The organism is Solibacillus sp. FSL K6-1554 (genome assembly GCF_038005185.1).
GTDB lineage: Bacteria > Bacillota > Bacilli > Bacillales_A > Planococcaceae > Solibacillus > Solibacillus silvestris.
In genome coordinates, this window is the sequence record NZ_JBBOSS010000001.1 from 1555979 (window position 1) to 1577262 (window position 21284).

19 protein-coding genes and 1 pseudogene are annotated in these 21284 nt (G+C 37.1%); 13 read left to right on the forward strand and 7 right to left on the reverse strand.

Annotated elements, in window-relative coordinates; all coding sequences use genetic code 11:
- Window positions 1–30: 30 nt before the first annotated feature.
- Window positions 31–888 carry a manganese catalase family protein gene (locus MHB58_RS07510; RefSeq protein WP_008408402.1) on the reverse strand — a complete coding sequence of 286 codons (858 nt, stop codon included), beginning with the start codon at window positions 886–888 and terminating at the stop codon, window positions 31–33.
- Between the two features lie 250 nt (window positions 889–1138).
- Between MHB58_RS07510 and MHB58_RS07515 the strand changes: the two genes are divergently transcribed.
- Complete coding sequence (locus MHB58_RS07515) at window positions 1139–3133, forward strand: catalase (protein WP_340734941.1); 1995 nt, start codon at window positions 1139–1141, stop codon at window positions 3131–3133.
- A 308-nt stretch (window positions 3134–3441) separates the two neighbouring features.
- The gene (locus MHB58_RS07520) at window positions 3442–4497 is read left to right on the forward strand and encodes a YkvI family membrane protein (RefSeq protein WP_340734942.1); all 1056 of its coding nucleotides are present in this window, start codon (window positions 3442–3444) and stop codon (window positions 4495–4497) included.
- Window positions 4498–4569: 72 nt separating this feature from the next.
- Here the strand turns inward: MHB58_RS07520 and MHB58_RS07525 are convergent, their stop codons facing one another.
- From MHB58_RS07525 to MHB58_RS07535, 3 genes are read right to left on the reverse strand one after another with little or no spacing between them, the layout of a single operon-like run.
- The gene (locus MHB58_RS07525; RefSeq protein WP_340734943.1) at window positions 4570–6141 is read right to left on the reverse strand and encodes a YndJ family protein; all 1572 of its coding nucleotides are present in this window, start codon (window positions 6139–6141) and stop codon (window positions 4570–4572) included.
- Window positions 6110–6718, reverse strand: a complete 609-nt coding sequence (locus tag MHB58_RS07530) for a DUF4166 domain-containing protein (protein WP_340734944.1) — start codon at window positions 6716–6718, stop codon at window positions 6110–6112. The genes MHB58_RS07525 and MHB58_RS07530 overlap by 32 nt, the downstream gene beginning before the upstream one ends.
- Before the next feature lies 1 nt (window position 6719).
- Window positions 6720–7628 carry a DoxX-like family protein gene (locus tag MHB58_RS07535; RefSeq protein WP_340734945.1) on the reverse strand — a complete coding sequence of 303 codons (909 nt, stop codon included), beginning with the start codon at window positions 7626–7628 and terminating at the stop codon, window positions 6720–6722.
- Between the two features lie 182 nt (window positions 7629–7810).
- Here MHB58_RS07535 and MHB58_RS07540 point away from each other — a divergent pair, with 182 nt between their 5' ends.
- On the forward strand, window positions 7811–8443 hold the full coding sequence (locus MHB58_RS07540) for a hypothetical protein (RefSeq protein WP_008408928.1): 633 nt from the start codon (window positions 7811–7813) through the stop codon (window positions 8441–8443).
- 106 nt (window positions 8444–8549) lie between these two features.
- On the opposite strand, the gene MHB58_RS07545 is transcribed toward MHB58_RS07540, so the two are convergent.
- Together MHB58_RS07545 and MHB58_RS07550 are read right to left on the reverse strand one after the other, a co-directional pair.
- On the reverse strand, window positions 8550–9836 hold the full coding sequence (locus tag MHB58_RS07545; RefSeq protein WP_340734946.1) for an alkaline phosphatase family protein: 1287 nt from the start codon (window positions 9834–9836) through the stop codon (window positions 8550–8552).
- A gap of 4 nt (window positions 9837–9840) precedes the next feature.
- Window positions 9841–11088: an MFS transporter gene (locus MHB58_RS07550; RefSeq protein ID WP_340734947.1), complete on the reverse strand. Its 1248-nt coding sequence runs from the start codon at window positions 11086–11088 to the stop codon at window positions 9841–9843.
- Window positions 11089–11243: 155 nt separating this feature from the next.
- Here MHB58_RS07550 and MHB58_RS07555 point away from each other — a divergent pair, with 155 nt between their 5' ends.
- From MHB58_RS07555 to MHB58_RS07565, 3 genes are all read left to right on the forward strand, one after another.
- Window positions 11244–12416 (forward strand): MDR family MFS transporter, encoded by a 1173-nt coding sequence (locus MHB58_RS07555; RefSeq protein ID WP_340734948.1) that lies wholly within the window; start codon window positions 11244–11246, stop codon window positions 12414–12416.
- Between the two features lie 179 nt (window positions 12417–12595).
- On the forward strand, window positions 12596–13261 hold the full coding sequence (locus MHB58_RS07560) for a metal-dependent hydrolase (protein WP_014824184.1): 666 nt from the start codon (window positions 12596–12598) through the stop codon (window positions 13259–13261).
- Window positions 13262–13439: 178 nt separating this feature from the next.
- Window positions 13440–14426 (forward strand): GGDEF domain-containing protein, encoded by a 987-nt coding sequence (locus MHB58_RS07565; RefSeq protein ID WP_340734949.1) that lies wholly within the window; start codon window positions 13440–13442, stop codon window positions 14424–14426.
- A gap of 135 nt (window positions 14427–14561) precedes the next feature.
- Here MHB58_RS07565 and MHB58_RS07570 read toward each other — a convergent pair whose 3' ends face one another.
- Window positions 14562–15428 carry an XRE family transcriptional regulator gene (locus tag MHB58_RS07570; protein WP_340734950.1) on the reverse strand — a complete coding sequence of 289 codons (867 nt, stop codon included), beginning with the start codon at window positions 15426–15428 and terminating at the stop codon, window positions 14562–14564.
- Window positions 15429–15870: 442 nt separating this feature from the next.
- On the opposite strand from MHB58_RS07570, the gene MHB58_RS07575 reads away from it, so the two are divergent.
- The 7 genes and pseudogenes from MHB58_RS07575 (at window position 15871) to MHB58_RS07605 (ending at window position 21216) form a co-directional block, all read left to right on the forward strand.
- Window positions 15871–16422, forward strand: a complete 552-nt coding sequence (locus tag MHB58_RS07575; RefSeq protein WP_340734951.1) for a sigma factor-like helix-turn-helix DNA-binding protein — start codon at window positions 15871–15873, stop codon at window positions 16420–16422.
- Complete coding sequence (locus MHB58_RS07580; RefSeq protein ID WP_008408942.1) at window positions 16415–16582, forward strand: YvrJ family protein; 168 nt, start codon at window positions 16415–16417, stop codon at window positions 16580–16582. Before MHB58_RS07575 ends, MHB58_RS07580 begins: the two co-directional genes overlap by 8 nt.
- 14 nt (window positions 16583–16596) lie before the next feature.
- The gene (locus tag MHB58_RS07585) at window positions 16597–16782 is read left to right on the forward strand and encodes a hypothetical protein (RefSeq protein ID WP_008408944.1); all 186 of its coding nucleotides are present in this window, start codon (window positions 16597–16599) and stop codon (window positions 16780–16782) included.
- A gap of 630 nt (window positions 16783–17412) precedes the next feature.
- Window positions 17413–19008, forward strand: a complete 1596-nt coding sequence (locus MHB58_RS07590) for a hypothetical protein (protein WP_340734952.1) — start codon at window positions 17413–17415, stop codon at window positions 19006–19008.
- 220 nt (window positions 19009–19228) lie between these two features.
- A complete protein-coding gene (locus MHB58_RS07595; protein WP_008406511.1) occupies window positions 19229–19711 on the forward strand; it encodes a DUF2975 domain-containing protein in 483 nt (160 codons plus the stop codon).
- A gap of 11 nt (window positions 19712–19722) precedes the next feature.
- Window positions 19723–19938, forward strand: coding sequence for a helix-turn-helix domain-containing protein (locus tag MHB58_RS07600; RefSeq protein WP_008406512.1), 216 nt, complete (start codon window positions 19723–19725; stop codon window positions 19936–19938).
- 32 nt (window positions 19939–19970) lie between these two features.
- A pseudogene (locus tag MHB58_RS07605) lies at window positions 19971–21216 on the forward strand (DUF4153 domain-containing protein).
- Window positions 21217–21284: the final 68 nt, after the last annotated feature.

A 21284-nucleotide genomic window follows, 5' to 3' on the forward strand; every position in this document is an offset into this window, starting at 1 on the left:
TTTTAAAGTATATAGATAGTGGGGTTCAAATTAATTATTCAAATCATATAACCCAGGACTATGTTCATTTGGCATATCTGGCATTAATGGCACAGGGAAACCTACTGGTGGCGGTGTTACTTGATATTGTCCGCCATTCCGGCTTGGAGATTGTCCTTGGAGAATTTCACCTATTCTTGTCGGATCCAGACGAAAGTTAAATTGACAGTTATGGTAACCCATATCGACAAATTTCCGGCATTCAGGATATTTGTTGATATCATAATTCGGTACCGGGAATAGTTTGCCCCAATTTACGCCTAATGTTTCGAGTGCTTTGGCAAAAGCGTTTTGATGTGCGTTATCACGAACAATCAAAAATGCGAGCGTTTCACGGAACGTTTGGTTTGAGCTCATTTCGTAAATTCGCGTTTTTTGCAGTACCCCTGTTGATTCCAAAACGAGGTTGTTCAGTAAATCGGCGATGAGGTTTCCGTGAGAGTAAACCCAGGATCCATTCCATGGATTTCCTGCTGCATCAACAGGTAACGATGCCTGTGCACCCATAATATAGTGGTGAGGATTTGCATGTCGTACCGCTTCATCCAGCGGGGATTGGTCCATACCATTATTTCCGGGAGCAGATGACTCTCCGGAATCATTCAATAACTGATTGATTGTATTTTGAACAAGTTCGACATGGGCAATTTCTTCTAAAAAAATACCACGCAGCAAGTCTCTAAATTGTGTATCTTTTCCTCGGAAATTGGAACTTTGAAAGAAAAATTGCATCATTGTCCGCATTTCCCCGTAATGTCCGCCTAAGATTTCCTGCAAGACACGCGCAGCTGCCGGATCTGGTTTATCAGGCTTAATAATATTGATGAGTTCTTCTTTGTAGTAGTACATAGTTCCCCTCGTTTCTTATTTTTATTGTAGAAAGAAATATCAATTCTCTCGTTGTTGTTATGTTCAAATCAAATGAAATTATGCGATATTTGTAATTATGAGAAATAGAAGTTCTGAACTTTGGAGAATTAAATATTACGATTATATTTCACGGGAATATATTTTGAAAAAGTAGGGTAGATAAGCAATAGAGATGGTTGAGCATAACTAATCTTGTGAAACTTGCTAGTTTTTATGAGGAGGATGTAACTTGGAGAACAACAATAAAAAAGTCGAACAATTGAAACAATTCACTGCGAAAGATGAAGGGCAGCCGTTAACGACGAATCATGGATTAAAGTTAACGAATGATGAGCATTCATTAACAATAGGCGAGCGCGGTCCAACAATTATGGAAGGCTTTCATTTCCGTGAAAAAATGACGCATTTTGACCATGAGCGAATTCCTGAGCGTGTTGTACATGCAAGAGGATCGGGAGCTCATGGGGTATTCGAAAGCTATGGAGATGCTTCAGATATTACAATGGCTCATTTTTTGGGTGAGAAAGGGCGACAAACGCCTGTTTTTGTTCGTTTTTCAACAGTAGCAGGGTCACGAGGTTCAGCAGAAACCGTTCGTGATGTGCGAGGATTTGCTACGAAGTTTTATACGGAAGAAGGCAATTACGATTTAGTAGGAAATAATATCCCTGTATTCTTTATTCAGGATGCGATAAAATTCCCTGATTTTGTCCATGCCGTAAAGCCGGAGCCTCATAATGAAATTCCACAAGCGCAAAGTGCCCATGATACTTTTTGGGATTTTGTCGTAAGCAATGAAGAAACGGCACATATGACAATGTGGCATATGTCGGACCGAGCGATTCCAAAAAGTTTCCGTACAATGGAAGGATTTGGTGTCAATACATTCCGTTTCGTCAATGCAAACGGGGAAGCCCACTTCGTTAAATTCCATTGGAAACCAGTATTTGGCGCACATTCTTTAGTGTGGGATGAAGCTCAAAAAATTGCAGGTAAAGATCCGGATTTTAACCGCCGTGACCTTTTCGACAATATAGAAGCAGGCAATTATCCTGAATATGAGCTTGCTGTTCAGCTAATTCCACAAGAAGATGAATTCAAATTTGATTTCGATATTTTAGATCCAACAAAAATTTGGCCGGAAGAACTGATTCCGCTGCGCAAACTTGGAAAAATGACATTAAATCGAAATACGGATAACTTCTTTGCTGAAACGGAACAAATTGCTTTCCATGTAGGACATGTCGTTCCGGGAATCGATTTCTCAAACGATCCTTTACTGCAGGGACGCTTATTCTCTTATACGGATACACAATTGATTCGATTAGGTGGACCAAACTTCCATGAGTTACCGATCAACCGTCCTGTATGCCCATTCCATAATAATCAGCGTGACGGCTATGGACGTATGACAATCAATAAGGGCCGTGTTGCATACGGGAAAAACAGCTTGCAAAATAATACACCGCATGTGGTGACTCAAAATGAAGGCGGCTATGCTCATTACCAGGAAAAAATTGAAGGACGTAAAGTAAGAGCCCGAAGCTTATCGTTTGAGGATCATTATAGCCAAGCTCGTCAATTCTGGTTAAGTCAAACAGATGTGGAAAAGCAGCACATTATTAATGCTTTCAGTTTTGAATTGGGGAAAGTAGAAACAATCGAAATCCGCAAGGCCACAGTCGATATGTTTGCCCGAGTAGACCGTGCAATGGCTGAGCAAATTGCCCAAAATATCGGTGTTACACCACCAGATGAATCTATCCAACAAGTTGCAGACCAACAGCCATCTGATGCAGTTAGTATATTGAAAAATCAAGTTCCGTATTTAAAAACAAAAAAGGTTGGTATTATTGTTGATACAAACAGCAATTTAGAAGACCTTGTTATGCCTCTCGAAAAAGAGGGGGTTGTCGTTGAATTAATCAGCGATAAGCAAGGAAGAATCGGCCAACGTGAAATTGACCATACGCTGGAAACTGCATCTCCAGTACTTTATGATGGCTTAATTATTGCTGCAACTTTTGAAGGTGTAGTACCAAACCGAAAAGTTCAAACCTTTGCAGATGAAATTTTCAACCATTACAAAGCACTAGGATATGTATCTGTTGAAAGTATGGATAAAGACTATGCCAATGCACCGGGTGTCGTAACAGCTATCACAGAATTCGTAGAAGCACTGAAAAAAGGACGCCACTTTGACCGAACAGATGCAACGGGTTGATGAGTACAATAAAATTTAAGTAACACAAAGCTAAAAAACATTTTTCTCAGTGAGAAAAATGTTTTTTAGCTTATATCCCAAATTTCCTACATTGCATACGGAAAATGAATATTTTGAATAATTAAATATCAGAACAATAGTATGTTATAATATTAAAATTGTAGATATTAAAATATGGAAGGGGAGTATGTTAGGGGGAAGTTGGAAAAGGGGCTGTATGATTGGAAAATTTTATTATGGGGAATCAAGCCTTTGTTATAATTTATTAAAATACATAGTTGTTAAAGGATTAAAGGGGTGTCAAACGTGTGAAAAATATATTGAAAATTGGAAGCGCATTTATAGGAGTAATCGTTGGTGCAGGATTCGCTTCAGGACAAGAGATACTGCAATACTTCACAAGCTTTGGAATACTTGGGATGTTCGGGGTAATTTTATCAACGGTACTGTTTTCTTGTATTGGTATGCTTTTAGTATGGCTCGGCAGTTATACAAAAACGAAATCACATAAAGATGTTATTTACCGGATTAGCGGGCGTTATCTAGGAACGGTGATCGATTTTATTCTTATTTTTACGTTGTTTGGCGTAGGCGTTGTTATGCTTGCCGGTGCCGGTTCGAACTTAAATCAACAGTTTGGATTACCGATTTTTATAGGTACGACCCTTATGACAATACTCGTACTATTAACAGGATTTTTGAAAGTTAATCGGGTTGTTTCCATTATAGGTAGCATAACGCCGATTCTCATTATTTTTGTTATATGTATAGCAATATACAGTTTACTAACTATGGATGGCACTTTTGCATCATTGAACGAAGTAGCACAAGCAACACCGACTACACTGCCAAACTGGTTTGTTTCCAGTATTAATTATGTTTCATTCAATATCGCAGTTGGAGCATCGATGTCAATTGTAATGGGTGGGGCTGAAAAAAGTCCAAAAACTGCAGCAATCGGTGGTTTAGTTGGTGGGCTTGTTTTAGGGTTACTGATTCTCTTAATCCATTTAGCTATTTTTTCTAAAATTGAAGAAGTTGGCACATTGGACATGCCAATGTTGGGAATTGTTAGCAATATATCTCCAGCATTAGGTATTGTCATGTCTTTAGTTATCTTTGGAATGATCTATAATACAGCGGTTGGAATGTTCTTTTCTTTCTCGGCTCGTTTTGCAGAATCAGGAACACAGAAATTTAAAATATTCTTTATCATTACGATGGTAGTTGGCTATTTAGCAAGTTATGTAGGGTTTACAGGACTGGTTAGTTATTTTTATCCACTAATCGGTTATTTGGGAATTATCCTCATTATTGCGCTATTGGCAGCTCCGTTTATTATTAAGAGACAAGAGGCGCAATAATAATCTATCTGTACAAGCTCAAAGCTACCATTTTTCAACAATGGTAGCTTTTTACTATCCATTTGTCTATTTCTAATTTGATTCAGCCTCTTTAAGGCTTTTTTGTATCGTATAATCAATATGTAAAAACTTCATTCCAAAAAGTTTCATATCATGTGTAGCAGTAAGTAGCCCTTTTTGTTCTTTTATTACAAAATACTCATGGAGCGGCAGTTTGAAAACGTATGAACCGATCGCCAAATATGTACCTGCATCGCCTTGTCCATCACTTGTTAAGTAAAGTGCCTGGTCTTTTGCGGAAAGCTGTAAGATTCCGTGCATTGAAGAGAATGGCAAGGGCAAAGCGATATTCATATAGGTATTAGTTGCATCATTATGCTGCGAATAAATCGCATTAAATACAGGTTCGCCATTGATCGACCGTTGCCAGACACGCGGTTTATCCCGGCCATCATTTTGCGGTTCAACTTGCCAAATTTCACCGTCCATCATAATCATTTTTGAAGAAAAGGGTAAATTCAACTGTCCCATTTTCCGGCTGATAAACTGATATACAAAAGCAAAAGGTTTAAACCATGGTGCCCACTTTACAGATGCTTTTAATTCAAACTGCGTCGTACGTTCATAAAAATCAGCGATTAAAACATGGATATCCTCTTTATTTATATAAAAAGACATCTCATCAACCAATCCGTGAGCCGGCTTGTTAGTCGGAGAAAAGTTGCCTCGGATTTTACTTACCGGGAATGAATAATCTTTATGCTTTGTTGGCGGAGTATAAAGACTCCAAGCGATTACCACGGCAATACCAAACCCTAAACAATTTAAAAGCCCATGAAAGTCCAGCATATCCGGAATATCTACAATAATCATTCCAGTTAAATTACTGTAAGCGTATAAAAATGACCAAATGATTGTAAAACATAACGTTATAAAGGCAAGCCGGATAAATAAGCGTTGCACACGCGGCAACCGCCATTTCATGACATAAAAGTTAATACTGAAAATAGCAAGTACATATAAGCTGACCGAAATGATTTCAACAATTCTTGAAAAGGTAATTCCGACAGCTACTAACATTGGTCCTGCGGCAATAACGGCACAGCAAAATTTATAGTATCGGGTCATATGAAGACGCCCAATCAATCCGATTGTAATACAAAGTAAAAAGGCGGAATAATGAAAGTGAATAGCAGTTAACCATGTAATAATCGGACTAAATCCTGTATTCAACTGTAAATGGAATGCCAAAAACCATAGTCCACCCATCACAATATAAATCAGTCCGATATCAATCATTATTTCAGCCGTATTCGTAAATCCCCGTCTTAAAAATCGGTTGACCCCATGGGAAGCAATGACAAGTGTACTTAGCAAATAAGCCAGCACACAAAGTAGGATGAGGAAATCCTGTTGCGTGAAATACAGCATTGTTACAGCCAATTGGCCGATCACAATAATCAGCTTTTGCCAATTTTTCAGCAAAACTAACTGTTCCAGTATGACTGGTACAAAGATCAGTTGTGCCAATGTTAAGTAGTAGTACATTGATGTTGGCTCATTAAATAACAGTAGGGCAGCCATACAAGTAAGACCGATGCTTGTTAAAGGTCTACTGAGCACATGGCGTAAACTGACCAGCATACATCATCATCCTTCCAATTAAATCATTGTAAATGGAGACATGGATCGTATACACATCCAACACATCGTCATAACCTTCCGTTACAACTACTCGACCTGTCAGTTTCTTTGGCAGGGCAACCTCAGTCTGACCAATGACAGCACGCTGATCTGCGGAGCGTATCATTAAGGAACCATCGTTTGTAACATCCATTTTTAAATCGGAATAGAACAGGGCCGGATCCCCTAAATAATCTTTTACAATTTGCCGCTCCAAATCGACCGTCATTGTCGCATTGAACTTGCGTGTTGCCTGTGGAAAGAGAAAAGTGCGCTCCCAGTATACTTCAGCTTCCTTTTCATTGTTTAATCTTGCTGTATTCGTTATTGTAAAAGGAATTTCCTCACCATTTTCGGGAAAAAGAAAATCGGTTTTCGTAAACAAATGATACATCGGACGTAAAAAACGCGGTCCTGAATGAATGACTTGCATTGTTCCTTGAGCATGAAAAGGCTGACCTAATGGAAGTCGGTATCTTTCCTGCAGTTTTGGATGCAATCGATTAAAGTTATTTCCCAGCATTGTTTCGTAAATCATATTAAGCACCTCTTTTTCGTTTGCAAAATCTTGCAGTCGGTAATTCTTTAGTTAGCAGTAAAGCAATAATCGAAGCAATCCATAATCCAATATTCAGTGTGACAACATTAAATGGAGCTGTTGCAACTGAAGGCGCAGCAATAATTGCGCTTAATGTCAGAAAAGGGAACAACATAATTTGCGCCTTTAACAGCAGTGGCTGCAATTTCGGCACCAAAAAAAGAATTCCAATGATTATTTCCAAAACACCTATTGCAATAATGGCCGTCGATGCTTGCCCCAATGAAAGCGGAGAAAGGTTCATCAGCATATCAATTTCAAGTGGATGCTTCATTAACACTTTCGGTATGAAACCTTGGTATAGCCAAGTAAAACTGAACAGGAAGCAGAGCAAATAATAGCTGAAAAAACGCCGGTACTGGGTTGCCGGCTTTTCTCCGGCTTCAATCCATCTGGCCAGTACATTAAAACTGAGCGCGGTAGCCCAGCCGATAACAGGGCGAAACAGTTGGTCGAATACTTGACCGAATTGACCAAACCGGACGTCATAGTCATACTGGGTTAGAAAGGTAACACGGTCACCATTCGGAATATATTGCCAATAGCCGCGACCTTCTTTAATTGGGGAGATCTGTTGCGGTGTCCCGAAATGGAGAGAAGATGTTTTAACACCACTTGCTTTTTCGTGTGTTCCTTTACTTTCACCCCAACCTGAAACTGACAAGCCGGGCATGATTTTTGTCGTATATGTAAATGTTTGAGGTTCGTCCACATGTTGTTTTTCGTTGTAAGTGATGGATGTAAATCGCAAATCCCACTGTTCATGCAGATCGGGCTGCTGAGTATAGTGCCATACCTCTTCGATCGAGCTGTCTATTACGGTTTCCACATAAATTGGCTTTTTCTTCAAGATGTTCAGCTCCTTCATTAAAAATGAAATAATGTATTCTCCCCATTCATCATACCTTAATATTCCTCCTGTGATTAGTCGGAATTTACAAATTGATTTTGCAGAATGAATATGAATCTTTTACATTATGAAGTAATATAAATGATGGGTAGACCGAGTAACCGATTTTAAGGGGTGAAGCAATGGACTTTATTTTAGATTATAAATGGTTTTTCCTCATTACTGCAGAAGTCGTTTTCTGGGTATGTGCGATTGCTTTTTTATTATTACGCTACTGGTTTAAGTTGAAAAAGCTGAGTTTATTTGTTTTTGTCATTTTTATCTTGAATGATTTATGGATTGCACTATTGGCTTATTTGGATTATCAGCGAACTGGTGAATTTTCGATTTATCAAATCATCATCGTCATAATCATTATGTACGCAATGACATTCGGAAAATCTGACTTTAAAAAGTTGGATGCATTTATTAAAAGGTGGGTTGCTAAAAAACGGGGAGAGCCGATCGATGAGTCACTTCAACCTGTCAAACTGTATGGTAAGGCATATGCGTTACATGAATGGAAGCAATTTGCGGGGCATTTCGTTGTTTTTATCATTGTTCATATAGGGTTTGCTATTGCAGTCGGTTTTTCAGATAGCATGCAGGAAACGCCTTTTAATGAATTATTCGGCATGTGGTTCGATGATGAAAACAGTAATTTCCCTTTTAAAAATGAAGGGGTTAATAAATTCAGTCAGGTGTGGCTGCTAATTCTGGCCATTGATTTTGTGATTACATTATCATATACATTATTTCCGAAAAAGAAATCATAAAGGGCAAATCCGGTTAACTAACTAAAATAGATTAAATGGAGTGAGTTTTTAAAGAAATAATATACCCCTTTTGATTATTCATTCAAAAGGGGTTTGGATCATATTATTATTGCTTAAATATTTCAGTCAATGCTCGGCCGTCTGTATTTCCAAAATCCAAATCCAAAATATGAGCAATTGTCGGACCGAGATCGACGACACAAGCTTCGCCAATGTCTGAGCCGGCAATTACTTTGTTGCCGGAAATAATCAGATTGCTCGTATAGTCAGGTTTAGTTGGTGAGTAGCCGTGAGTCGCGTACTTTTTACCGAGTGCATGTAAGTCGATGACAGCTTCCTGTAAATGGTCATCTTCAAAAGCATAGCCTTCTTTTGCCTCAATCATATAGCGGAACTGACTGTCTACATGAAACTCTTGTAACTGCTGCGTACTCAAAATAGCTTCGATGCCGTAAGTTTTATTGCGTGCAGCTTCCCGTAAAATAGAAAGAGCTAATTGTTCTGTTTCCGTATCGCCTGACTGTACATGCAAATAAGCAGCTCCACCGGCACTTTGGACATATGCGCGCCAATGCCATTTTCCATTTTCCTCATAAATAAGACCTTCGTCGTATAAAATTCGGTTCAAATACACTTTGTACTGAACATCGAGCTGACTATGGTCACCGACAATTATAAAAGTCGTTTCTTCATAAATACCTGCATCTTTTGTCGCCTGGACTAGATCTCCAATCCGGCGGTCCATCCGTTCGATTACTTCTTCGATATGTGGTCCTTTTGTTCCAAGTAAATGCTTCGTATCATCCAGGTCAATTAAGTGCATTAAAAGTAAATTCGGTTTTCTCTTCTTAACCGTATCTACTGCGCATACTGTTGTGAAGTCATCTAAATAAGGCTGCTGAATGCCTTGCCGAACTTTTCCGTACTTCATTTCCATTTGCAATGTAAACAATTTACTGCCGCTTTTTAGTATTTTAAATGCTTGATTCTCGTTTTTGATCGCTTTTATTTCCGGGATATTAAAGTTAATATTCGCTTTTCCTGATACTGGCCACAAAAGCCCGGCTGTCGTGAGTCCTTTTTCTCGAGCTGCTTCATATACAGTTGGAGCTTGGATATCACTGCGGAACCAGTGCCAGTTTTGCTCGTTTTCAGGGACGAAAGGCTGGAACGGATTATTATGGAAAATCCCGTGCCGGTCTGGATAGACACCAGTCACGTAGGAACTGTGTATGACATACGTGAGGGTTGGGTACACACTTTTCAATAAATTTGTAGAGGCCCCTCGTTCAATCAGTTTGGCTAAATTCTGTTTAGACGCTGCACTTTCCCAATTATCCTTAGAAAAGGCGTCATACGAAACAACAATCACATAATTACTTTTTTTCTTCATCTGATCACCTTACTAATTTAGTTTGTTCATGCGCATCTTTTGGCAGCATTAAAAAGACAATGAGCCCAATTATGAACAGAGGAATAATCGATAAAATGCTATATCGGGCATCACCAGTCATCGTTGTTGTCAGTGCCATTAGAAAAGGTCCAATAATTGCAGCAAATTTACCGAAAATATTATAGAAACCGAAAAATTCGTTGGAACGCTCTTTCGGAATAATTTTCCCGTAATAGGAACGGCTTAATGCCTGAATACCGCCTTGAGCAGAACCAATCATAATCCCTAGAATAAAGATATGCCACATTTCCGAAATGAAAAATGCTGCGATACAGGCAATGACATAAGTCGTAATCCCGACGATTATTAACGCCCGAGTCGAATATTTTTTTGCAAGTGACCCATAAAGAAGGGCAAACGGGAATGCTACAATTTGAATAACGAGTAAAATGGCCAACAGCATAAAGGTATTCAACCCGTCGGAACCTAAAACGCTTGTCGCGTACGGAACAACCATTTTAATAATTGTATCGACACCATCGATATAGCAGAAATAGGCGATTAAAAACATGAATACTATTTTATAGTCTTTAATATTTAAAAAGGTTTGCCCTAATCGTTTGAAACTATTGCCGATCGGATTTGGTTCGGGTTCAATATAATGGCGCTGTTTAACGTCTTTAATCATCGGGATTGTCAGTAACCCCCACCATAGCGCGGTAATGCAAAATCCGATTTGATATCCGATTGCGGCATCCATTCCCATAATTAAGATGACTGCTAAACTAATCCCAAATGGAATGACACTTGAAATATAGCCGAAAGCAAAGCCGGACGATGATACTTTATCCATTTTCTCATCTGTCGTCACATCGACTAAAAAAGAATCATAGAAAATATTAGCGCCGGCAAAGCCGATACAAGAAAGAATGTACATGACGATTAATAGCTGCCATTGCCCGCTATCGGGTGAAATAAATGTAAAGGAAAGAGTAGAAATAATGCCGACTAACGCAAAAAATGTGAAGAAACGCTTTTTCTTATCCTTATAGTCCGCAAAGGCTCCTAAAATGGGACTAAGAACGGCGACTAATATGCTTGCAAGTGAATTGAAATAGCCTAAATCCATGTTGTTCACACCTTGAAACATCCCAAAGACAATGGGGAAAAGGGCGGTCGTGATCGCAATGGAATAAGCAGAATTCCCGCAATCGTATAAAATCCAGGACTTTTCTTCTTTTGTCAGCTTCACTTACATAAAACCTCCCAACCTACTATTTTCAGTCATTATACCATTATCTTGTAATTAAATATTGAAGACATACAGAAATTTCATATTAGTGAAATATTGTTTACGTAAACTCTGTATAATGGAAGTTATCTCTAAAAATTTACAGGAGGCCGGCTATGACAAGGATTTTGAACTATTTTCATCCACTTGTATGGATTATATTAAGTGGGACGATTTTTGTACGGACTGCGAGCTTTATGGCAATCCCGTTTTTAGCTTTATATTTACATAATGAACTTCAAGCCTCGCCGTTATTAATCGGGGTTACGATTGGAATTGCGCCGCTGTTCTCAACCTTTGGCGGACTGATCGGCGGCTACTTGACCGACAGATTTGGACGAAAAGCGGTTATTATTAAAACAGTCTTTATATGGAGTCTTACATTTATTGGTTTCGCACTGGCTCCTTCAGCTGTGTATTTTGTCGTGTTGAATGCAATGAATGGGCTATGTCGTTCATTTTTTGAACCGGGTACCCAAGCACTGATGATTGATTTTACAGAGGATGCGAAAAAAAGACGGTTATTTTCTGTACGCTACACGGCCATTAATATTGCGGCTGTAATGGGACCACTACTTGGTGTATGGGTCGCAAGCTTATCAAGTCCAGCGACACCGTTTATGATTACCGGCATTATGTATGCGTTGTATGGCATATTTTTACTCATAATATTAAACCGCTATGAAATGAAACAAAAAAGACTTGGTTCAAACCAACAAATCCGAATGGTATTACGTGCAGTTATGCAAGATCAAAAGCTGTTGCTGTTTATCGCAGGAGGGATTTTGATTACAGTTGGTTATTCCCAGTTCGACTCGACACTGCCGCAATTCATTAATATGAATGTGGAAGATGGGGTGAAGCTCTTTTCCTATGTGATTGTCGCAAACTCCATTACAGTGCTGGCATTTCAGCTGCCATTAACAGTACTAAGCGAAAAAATTTCAATTTATAGTTCACTGAAAATTGGCGTTGTCATTTTTGCAATCGGATTATTTCTGTTTGGCGTTTCCGGCAGTTCTTGGATGTTCATTGCGAGTATGATAGTATTTTCGGTCGGTGAGATTTTCTGTTTCCCGATGATGAATGCCGTTATTGAGGAAATTGCGCCTGAGGATCAAAAGGGGACATATCTTGGTGCGTCTCAGTTTAAAAATATAGGAGGATTTATCGGGCCGATTATTGGTGGCTGGCTATTAACAGCTTATATAGATTATATGTTTGCAATTATTTCATTAATCATGCTTTGCAGTATTTATATATATAACCGCGCGCAAAGGCTGGCTTAAAATCTGTAAAACTGGCGGCGCTATGTAATAAAACAAAACAGCAGCTCATAAAGTGAAGCAGGTTCCTCTAATGAAAAAACTTGATAATTAGAACTCTGTTAAGTACAATGAACTCTTTGAATACATAACGAGTTCGCGGTAACATCCGCTATAAGACTTTACAACAAAGAGGTGGCAACATGAAAGGTCGAACACATTTAACGATTGGGTTAGGAATCGGGGCAGTAGCATCTGTCAGCCAAGCATCTGAAATGATTCCGGTCGTCTTAGCTGTATCTGCTGTAGCTTCACTGGCTCCGGATTTAGACGGGAACAATCTGTTGAATAAACATGTAACGAAAACGGCGAAACAAATAAAAAAAGGCGGACAATTGGTCGGCGGTGTGATAATGGTTCTGTCCTTGGCAGCTTATTTAAACTTTCTGCCTTTTTTGGATGGTGAATGGTTTACACAACAAAATAAACTGCTGTTTTTAGCATTGGGCGCCATCATCATTGCCTTATCCATGAGAAGTCAGGAAACGCTTAAAAATATTTTAATGACTATTTTGAGTTTATTCCTTCTGTATTATGCGATTACCGATGAGATGTGGTGGCTCGTACTGTTTGCTGTATACATTGGGGCAGCTGGATGGTTTCCGCATCGAGGATTTACCCATACGATTTGGGCGGTGGTCTTTTGGGCATATATGTCCCATCTGCTGGAAGTGAGTACAGGCGCGGAAAATTTAGCGATTATCTCAACGATGGCTTATTTATCTCATATTTTAGGTGATATGATGACGAAAAAAGGGGTTAAATTCATCGCTCCTATTACGAATAAAGTATTTAAAATACGAATATAGATTTTTGGAAAGGTCTTTCATCAGTTGTTTTAATGAACTGTCGGGAGATCTTTTATTTTTAGTTAATTATTATTGAAATAACATCGTATTATGCATAAGCTATAATAAATTATGGGATTATAATTTAGAAATATATCAATAATTTTAGCCCAATATGGATGTTAGAGGAGGGTGATTTATGATTGAAATGCATCGTAGAAATTCTTTATTACTTCTTTTAATAAGTATTTTTTACTTTACACAAATAATATTTAATATTGTCATTGAAGGAATAGAGAGCATATTTCCTCCAGCAATCTTTTTTGGGATATTTGGGCTTATCATGATATTGTTGATTCTAAAGAAAGTAAATGCCAAATTTACAATGTATGTAATGGTCGGTAGCATGTATATTTATTTTTATTATCTGCTTAACGATTCTCCGTATTTAGTAAATTATCTCTTCATGTGGCTCGCTCTGCCGCTAAGTGCCATTTATCAACAGATAAAAGCCGTTTTAATGTCAGGGATCGCTTCGATTATTCTTACATTCTATTCGTTCTTTTACCTTCACGATGAAATTTTTCCGAACGTCATCAAAGAAGACTTTATTTATTTAGTACTGTTTGGAATTTTTATTACGATTTTTCATATTACATTCATTCTTAAAGTAAGAGCGGCCAATGACAAATTACAGGACTTAGCCTATCATGATCCATTAACCGGAGCAGCAAACCGTTTATTGCTTAAGGAAAAGTTTGATGTGATGAAGTATGAGAATGTCGACTCAATTGCATTATTGTTCCTTGATATGAATGGCTTTAAAAACGTAAATGATACATATGGCCATGAAGTTGGGGATCAGTTATTGCAAATTATTGTTTTAAGGATAGATGGTGTATTGAGAGATACGGATTTACTTTGCCGATTAGGTGGAGATGAATTTATCATTCTAATGTCTAATATCGATCAGTCTATAGTAGAAAAGATTGCAGATAGAATCCAATCTGCACTAGAGAAACCAATGATTTTAGATCAACATATAATTAATGTTTCGGCAAGTATTGGATGGCACTACACGACGGAAGTTTTAAATGCAAATTTAGATGAGATGATTAAAGAGGCGGATCGAGCGATGTATAAAGAGAAAGAATCAAAAGATTTACCAGGCGGTACGATCAACTAATAAAAAATATAGTAGAGGCTAGGATAAAAACCGCTTCAAAATCAAAAGCCGTTCAAATTTGAACGGCTTTATTTGTGACTATTTCGTAGCAGGAGGAAGCTTTCCAGGGGCAAGGTAGATGTTTAATTCCTCGTTTTAAACAATATAATTTGAGTATTTTTCGACTTCTGTTTTTAATATAGATAGTAAATCGAACTGATCTAAAACTTCCAACATGTTCATCCCTTTATGACTCCAATATAATCCGCATTTGCCCATATTGTTCAAACAAATACCCTTACGTATATAACAGATTGATAAATTAATAAAATGTTTTTCTATTTTACACAATTCGATTGAGTTTTCTAATTGCTTTAAAGCCATATTATAATCGCTATTTTTTAAATATAGCAGCGATAGATTAATTAAGAAATTTATTTTTATCCGATTTATATTCTGGAAATTTTTGTACTTTTCAATGTGCCGAAAAGCAAATGTTTTCATTTCCACAGCAGTTTCAATTGGAAAAATATATAGTATAGAATTTAGTAAAAAGATATCGGATAAATACAAATTGTCTCTACGAGATAGTTCTACCCAAATGGGCTCAGCAAGTAATTTTGCATAATGAATATCGTTAGTATTGGCTAATATAGCTAGACTTTTTATAATAATATTTATTTTATTAATTAGTTTATCCTCTGGAAATTCTTTTAAGAATGAAATACAACTTTGCTGTAATTGCAATAATTTTTCCGAATTATTATAGGTTTGATTATAAAAATTATTAATAATTTCATCTCTTAAAGGCATGGTATATCCATTATCGATATATCTAAACTCTTCATAGGAAGTTTCTATACGTACTAGAAATTCACTTAAGGTAGAGTGTTTTATATCTTTATTTTCTCCTAGTTCAAATTTGGAGAAATTACCTTGAGTACAGATATTGTTTGATACATATTTTTGCGAAAATCCTTTGCCAACTCTGATTTTTTTTATAGTTTCTCCATAATTATTCATAATATCCTCCCAAATATTCTTTTACTAATATTATAAGCCGGGAAAGTGTAAATTATGTAAAATAAGTAAAAAGGGGGGTGAGAACATGATTGATATAATTATTATCGCTCTAGATTTGTGGTTAGTAGGAATTGGGGGAGGTTAATAAGACTTTTTTACAGTAGCATTTGGTGTGTGATAACGGGATGGCACCAGTATCAAGTAGTAAGATTCACAACTATTACTGCTGGTGCTCATCTTGTATTATCTAGTGTACCATCAAGGTTGGAAAATTACATCAATAGGGATATTTTTAATATCCCTATAACTAAATTTTTGGTTGTATTATTCTTTGGAATTTCCCCTATATATAATAAGAAGGTAAACGTTCTATTCGGTCTTTTTTAATTAAAAACGAACGGAAGTTCATGTTTTAAGAATAAAAAGATAAGGGGTTTGAGGAATGAAAATTTTAAATCCTGATGTCGTGAATAGTAATGTGTTTAAGCGGTTTTTAGAGATTGAAAAATATAACAAACTGTATAATGCATACTTACAGGAACCGACAAATACTAATGCGGATTCTTTAAATGAACAATTTAAATATTTTGAAAGACAGATCATACGTATCGCCTATATCAAAAAAGCAATTATTTATGAATCCAGAAAATTTGATTCAAAGTTAAGAGAGTACAATAGGAAGTATGAATTGAATTTGGATGCTCCAATAAATGAAGGCCTGGCAATGGTAGACACAGTTCAAGATGAAAAATCTTTTATACAATTCGAAAACATTTTGGAGAATGACTTAGAGAGCTTGTTGAGTGATGAACTGTTAATAACCTTATTAAAACGTTTAAATGCTAAGCAAAAACAGGTTTTGTATTATCGGTATGTAAACGAGTTAACTGAGAAGGAAATTGCGAAGATTTACAATGTATCACAACAAGCTATTTCTAAGATGATTCATAAATCAATTAATATTTTAAGAGAAGGGAGGGAGGGGGATGATTGAAGGACAGCTGTTTCAAATATTAGGGAATTTCGGGTTTCCTATTACCATTGCGATTTATTTATTAATGAGATTCGAAGGCAAAATTGATTCATTGCGAAATTCGATTGACTTATTATCGAACGACCTCACGAAGTCAACCCATGATAGGAGTAAAAAATAGAGGGGAGGTTAACTATGGTCGAGCAGTTAGATCCAAATGAAATTATTCAAGTAATAAAAAGAATGGAACCTGTCATTTCATATTCTTCACTGCAAACTAGAATGGAAAATCGGGATGACCTTAAGCAGCACCTTTATGAAGTTACCATTAAAACTTTAAAAAATACGGTTTTTGTACAACCAAAAGGATTGTTTAAATGAATAGAATAGTTGGTGAGGCATTTTGATATCTAAGGAGTTCGTTGCATCTTTGGATTATTAAAATGCCTTTTTAATTGATATTTGCCTTTCGCATGGATGTTATATAAAAATCATCCAAGAAACTCGCCTGATATTTCAAGGGTGTAAAAAGAATACATAAGGTGTTTTACCGTTAAAACTGGACTATTTGAGGATCTTCATATTATTAAGTTTTTAAATCAGTAATAATAGGAAGAAAAATGTCTTTTTTATTTAGACAATTTTTACTGACACGAGATATATGTAAAATAATTTAACCTAGTTATACAGTAAAGGAAATTACATGAAAAAACATACAGAGCAAGCATGAAAGCGTAATCATTCTATTTTAACAGAATGATTTTGGCTGTATTTATTATTTCGTATGTTGCAAAATTCGAAAAATTCGTAATGGAGGCAACAACTCTTTTAATCTGAGTTAAACAATATTGTAATATAATTTTGGTATATTCTTAACAGGCAGTAGATGGTGCTGCCAAAAAAATTGAGGAATCATTTTACTCGGTTCAATCAGAGGTGAAACGATCAATACCGGGAGTAATGAAAAATCCATCCTATCAGTACAAAATACGAATTAGGAGCGATCAAGTAATGAATAAAAAACAAATGGACTCTAAAACAGCAAATAAAAATTTTTCTAAGAAAGTAGCGCCACTAGTGATGTCAACATCATTTATAGCTGCATCATTTTTAGCGGCTGGTGCACCTATTTCCGCAGCAGAGCTAGATGCAAAGGATGTTAATCCGGAAATTATTGAACACGCAAAAAATCATGGACAGAAAGTGTCTGAATTTGCAAAGAGCCTGCCAGGTTCTCCTGAAAAAGGGAAGCTTGTTAGCCAAGTAGCCCAACAAAAAACCGAAACTACGGATGAATTAGATAATATAAATGAAACAACAGATGAGGTTGTTGAAGATGGTGTAGGAGAAGTGCCAGAAACACCGGCGACTGAAGAGGATCAAATAGAAGAAGGTGTAAATGAGGAACCAGCACCAGAGTCTGATGATGACCCAGTAGAAGAGGGTGAAACTGAAGAAGATCAAGCAGAAGAAGAGGTAACTGAGGAACCGGCAGCACCGGTAACTGAAGAAGACCAAGCAGAAGAAGGTGCAACTGAAAAACCGGCAGCACCTGTAACTGAAGAAGATCAAGCAGAAGAAGAGGTAACTGAAGAACCGGCAGCACCGGTAACTGAAGAAGACCAAGCAGAAGAAGGTGCAACTGAAGAACCGGCAGCACCTGTAACTGAAGAAGATCAAGCAGAAGAAGAGGTAATTGAGGAACCGGCAGCACCGGTAACTGAAGAAGACCAAGCAGAAGAAGGTGCAACAGAAGAACCGACAGCACCGGTAACTGAAGAAGATCAAGCAGAAGAAGAGGTAATTGAGGAACCGACAGCACCGGTAACTGAAGAGGACCAAGCAGAAGAAGGTGCAACGGAAGAACCGGCAGCACCAGTAACTGAAGAGGACCAAACAGAAGAAGGTGCAACTGAGGAACCGGCAGCACCGGTAACTGAAGAGGACCAAGCAGAAGAAGGTGCAACGGAAGAACCGACAGCACCAGTAACTGAAGAGGACCAAACAGAAGAAGGTGCAACGGAAGAACCGGCAGCACCGGTAACTGAAGAGAACCAGGAAGAAGATGGAACATCAGAAGGTGACGTTACTTCATGGATAGAAGGATCTTATCAGTTTATCGATAATAGCTATCAAAGCCTAATTAACTACTATCAAACTCATATTGAACAATATTTAAGTAATATTGATTCTGAACAATCTAATGAAGAACTTGAAAATGTTCCAGTAATTGATGAAACAACTGAGGCTGATACTGATGTTGTTGAAACGGTTCCAACAGATGTAGAGGAAGATACGGCACAAAATCTTCCGGTTGATGATACAGTTCTACCAACTGAAACTGAAGAAACGTTGGAAACTCCAGTAAATGTAGATATTGAAGAGCTACCTTCTACTGTAGAAACTCCAGAGCAGGTAACTGAAGAAGGGGATAACACTGTTTCAGAACCAGTACAAGAACCCGTACCAACAGAAATGGAAGAAATTAGTGTAGATCCTGAAAAGGAACAAAATCAAGCTGATAAAATTGCATTAAAAGATAAAGTGGTTGGTTATTATCAAGATCTTGTAGCATCATTCTCTAACTTTTTAAGCTTCCTAAAATAAGAGAGACAAAGTGAAGATAATTAAATAACAGCTAGTAAAAGCTTGGAAAGCCTTAATTAATAAGGTTTTTCCAAGCTTTTTATTTGTTGGGAAAGCAATTTATTTAAAGTGAACACTAATATGCAATAAATAAATAACGAAATTTAATATAAATTTATTGATTATCGATAAATAATGTATTAAGATCAAAAGTGAAAATATATAAGTGAGGTGCGTTTTTATGGAAAAAGTAACAACGTTGTTTTTAAAAGTTGCTGTTATTTTTTTAGGAATTCCAGTTTTGGCGCTGTGTATCTTTTTAGTTCCTGAGCTGGCAAATGTTGCAGCTGAAATGCTTCCGGATTTTGCTTTCATAAAGTATTTTGTTTACATTGCTTTCGATGCTTCGGCGATTCCTTTTTTCTTTGCTTTGTATCAGGCTTTCCAACTTTTACGCTATATCGATAATAATAAAGCGTTCTCCGATTTAGCTGTGAAACCTCTAATGAAAATAAAATACTGTGCGATAACAATCAGTGTTTTGCATGTGCTAGTTTTACCGCTTTTTTATGTCTTTGCGGAATTGGACGATGCACCGGGAGTTATCTTTGTCGGATTGATTGTTCCTTTTGCTTCATTGGTAATTGCAGTCTTTGCAGCTGTTCTTCAAAAACTTTTACAAGAAGCAATTAATTTTAAATCTGAAAACGATTTAACGGTCTGAGGTGAATAGCAATGGCAATTATAATCAATATTGATGTGATGTTAGCAAAAAGGAAAATGAGCGTAACAGAACTTTCGGAAAAGGTGGGGATCACGATGGCGAACCTTTCTATATTAAAAAATGGGAAGGCAAAAGCAATCCGGTTAACAACTTTAGAAGCCATTTGTAAGGCGTTAGAATGCCAGCCTGGTGATATTTTAGAGTACAAAAGTGATGAAGACAGTTAACTATTACAGCGGAAATAAAGGGAGGGAATTCAATGGAGAGTAGTAATTTGGTTATTGAAAATAGTACTAAACCCGATGTACTCGAGAAAATGTATAGAAAAGACCCGAACGCTTTTACCAAGTCATTCAAACAAGCATGGGAACAAAATCCTGATTCTCCAATTCTGAGTGTTTGGTATGAAAGACTGAATTTCAGCGAAAAGGAAAAGAAGTCGTCGATGCTTGAAAATGGATTTATTTTTATGGGCATACTAGCGATTATGGCAGGGGTAAGTACGAGAATCATATTCCATTTTATCGAACAGGAAACAATTGCTCCCATTAATTTGGCATTTGGTATTATTCCCTTTATTGCCGCCTATTTTGTTTACAAGCATACTCCTAAAAGAAGTATTATTTATTCTTTAATAGCCTTATTTCTAGTTTCGGGAGTATATTTGAATTTGCTGCCCTTAGATTTCAACAATGATAGCATTATTTTAGCTTATTTACATTTCCCCATATTCTTATGGGTATTGTTAGGGCTTGCATATACAGGAAATGATTATTTACAAAGCAGTACAAGAATTAGCATATATTAAATTTAATATAGAATATGGTATTCTCTATGCCAGCATGGCAGTAAGTGGGATGGTTCTTGCATTATTAACGATGCAGTTGTTTAGCTTTATTGGCTTGGATATCGGGGACTTCTATTTTAGTAATGTCGTGTTATTTGGTGCAGCGGCACTTGCAATAGTAGGTGTGCACCTCGTTTCAATGAATCTAAAGCTTGCTAAAAATGTTACACCATTTATAGCGAAAATTTTTAGCCCTTTAGTTTTAATCACTTTGCTCGTATATCTCGTAACAGTCATATCAGTCGGAAAAAATCCGTTTTTGGACCGCGACTTTCTGATTGCCTTCAACGGAATACTACTTGGCGTCCTTGCTGTTACAATATTCTCCATTACCGAGAAAGAACCGGATGGTAAAAAGAGCATCTTTGACTATGTCAATATGGCATTAATCGTTGTTGCGCTCATCATTGACAGTGTTGCATTATCAGCGATTATGTTCAGGATTACTTCTTATGGTATTACCCCTAATAGGCTCGCCGTTTTAGGTGTAAATATACTGATCTGTGCAAATCTGCTATGGATTATGATTTCCTATATGCGTTTTCTACAAAACAAATCCGGACCGATTGCTATCCAAAATGCCGTGACGAAATATTTGCCCGTATACGGAATATGGGCGGTTTTCGTTATATTTACTTTTCCGGTGATTTTTAATTAGTCATATAGCAATTACAAGCAAAATATAAACGACCTCTGCTTTTTTGAGCAAGGGTCGTTTTATTTTTC

What these genes read in the sequence shown, in the direction of transcription:
- MHB58_RS07510 (WP_008408402.1), bottom strand. Translation starts at nt 888, where the DNA reads ATGTACTACTACAAAGAAGAACTCATCAATATTATTAAGCCTGATAAA.
- MHB58_RS07565 (WP_340734949.1), top strand. Translation starts at nt 13,440, where the DNA reads ATGATTGAAATGCATCGTAGAAATTCTTTATTACTTCTTTTAATAAGT.
- MHB58_RS07585 (WP_008408944.1), top strand. Translation starts at nt 16,597, where the DNA reads ATGGTCGAGCAGTTAGATCCAAATGAAATTATTCAAGTAATAAAAAGA.
- MHB58_RS07580 (WP_008408942.1), top strand. Translation starts at nt 16,415, where the DNA reads ATGATTGAAGGACAGCTGTTTCAAATATTAGGGAATTTCGGGTTTCCT.
- MHB58_RS07575 (WP_340734951.1), top strand. Translation starts at nt 15,871, where the DNA reads ATGAAAATTTTAAATCCTGATGTCGTGAATAGTAATGTGTTTAAGCGG.
- MHB58_RS07590 (WP_340734952.1), top strand. Translation starts at nt 17,413, where the DNA reads ATGAATAAAAAACAAATGGACTCTAAAACAGCAAATAAAAATTTTTCT.
- MHB58_RS07545 (WP_340734946.1), bottom strand. Translation starts at nt 9,836, where the DNA reads ATGAAGAAAAAAAGTAATTATGTGATTGTTGTTTCGTATGACGCCTTT.
- MHB58_RS07530 (WP_340734944.1), bottom strand. Translation starts at nt 6,718, where the DNA reads ATGATTTACGAAACAATGCTGGGAAATAACTTTAATCGATTGCATCCA.
- MHB58_RS07595 (WP_008406511.1), top strand. Translation starts at nt 19,229, where the DNA reads ATGGAAAAAGTAACAACGTTGTTTTTAAAAGTTGCTGTTATTTTTTTA.
- MHB58_RS07560 (WP_014824184.1), top strand. Translation starts at nt 12,596, where the DNA reads ATGAAAGGTCGAACACATTTAACGATTGGGTTAGGAATCGGGGCAGTA.
- MHB58_RS07540 (WP_008408928.1), top strand. Translation starts at nt 7,811, where the DNA reads ATGGACTTTATTTTAGATTATAAATGGTTTTTCCTCATTACTGCAGAA.
- MHB58_RS07525 (WP_340734943.1), bottom strand. Translation starts at nt 6,141, where the DNA reads ATGCTGGTCAGTTTACGCCATGTGCTCAGTAGACCTTTAACAAGCATC.
- MHB58_RS07600 (WP_008406512.1), top strand. Translation starts at nt 19,723, where the DNA reads ATGGCAATTATAATCAATATTGATGTGATGTTAGCAAAAAGGAAAATG.
- MHB58_RS07555 (WP_340734948.1), top strand. Translation starts at nt 11,244, where the DNA reads ATGACAAGGATTTTGAACTATTTTCATCCACTTGTATGGATTATATTA.
- MHB58_RS07570 (WP_340734950.1), bottom strand. Translation starts at nt 15,428, where the DNA reads ATGAATAATTATGGAGAAACTATAAAAAAAATCAGAGTTGGCAAAGGA.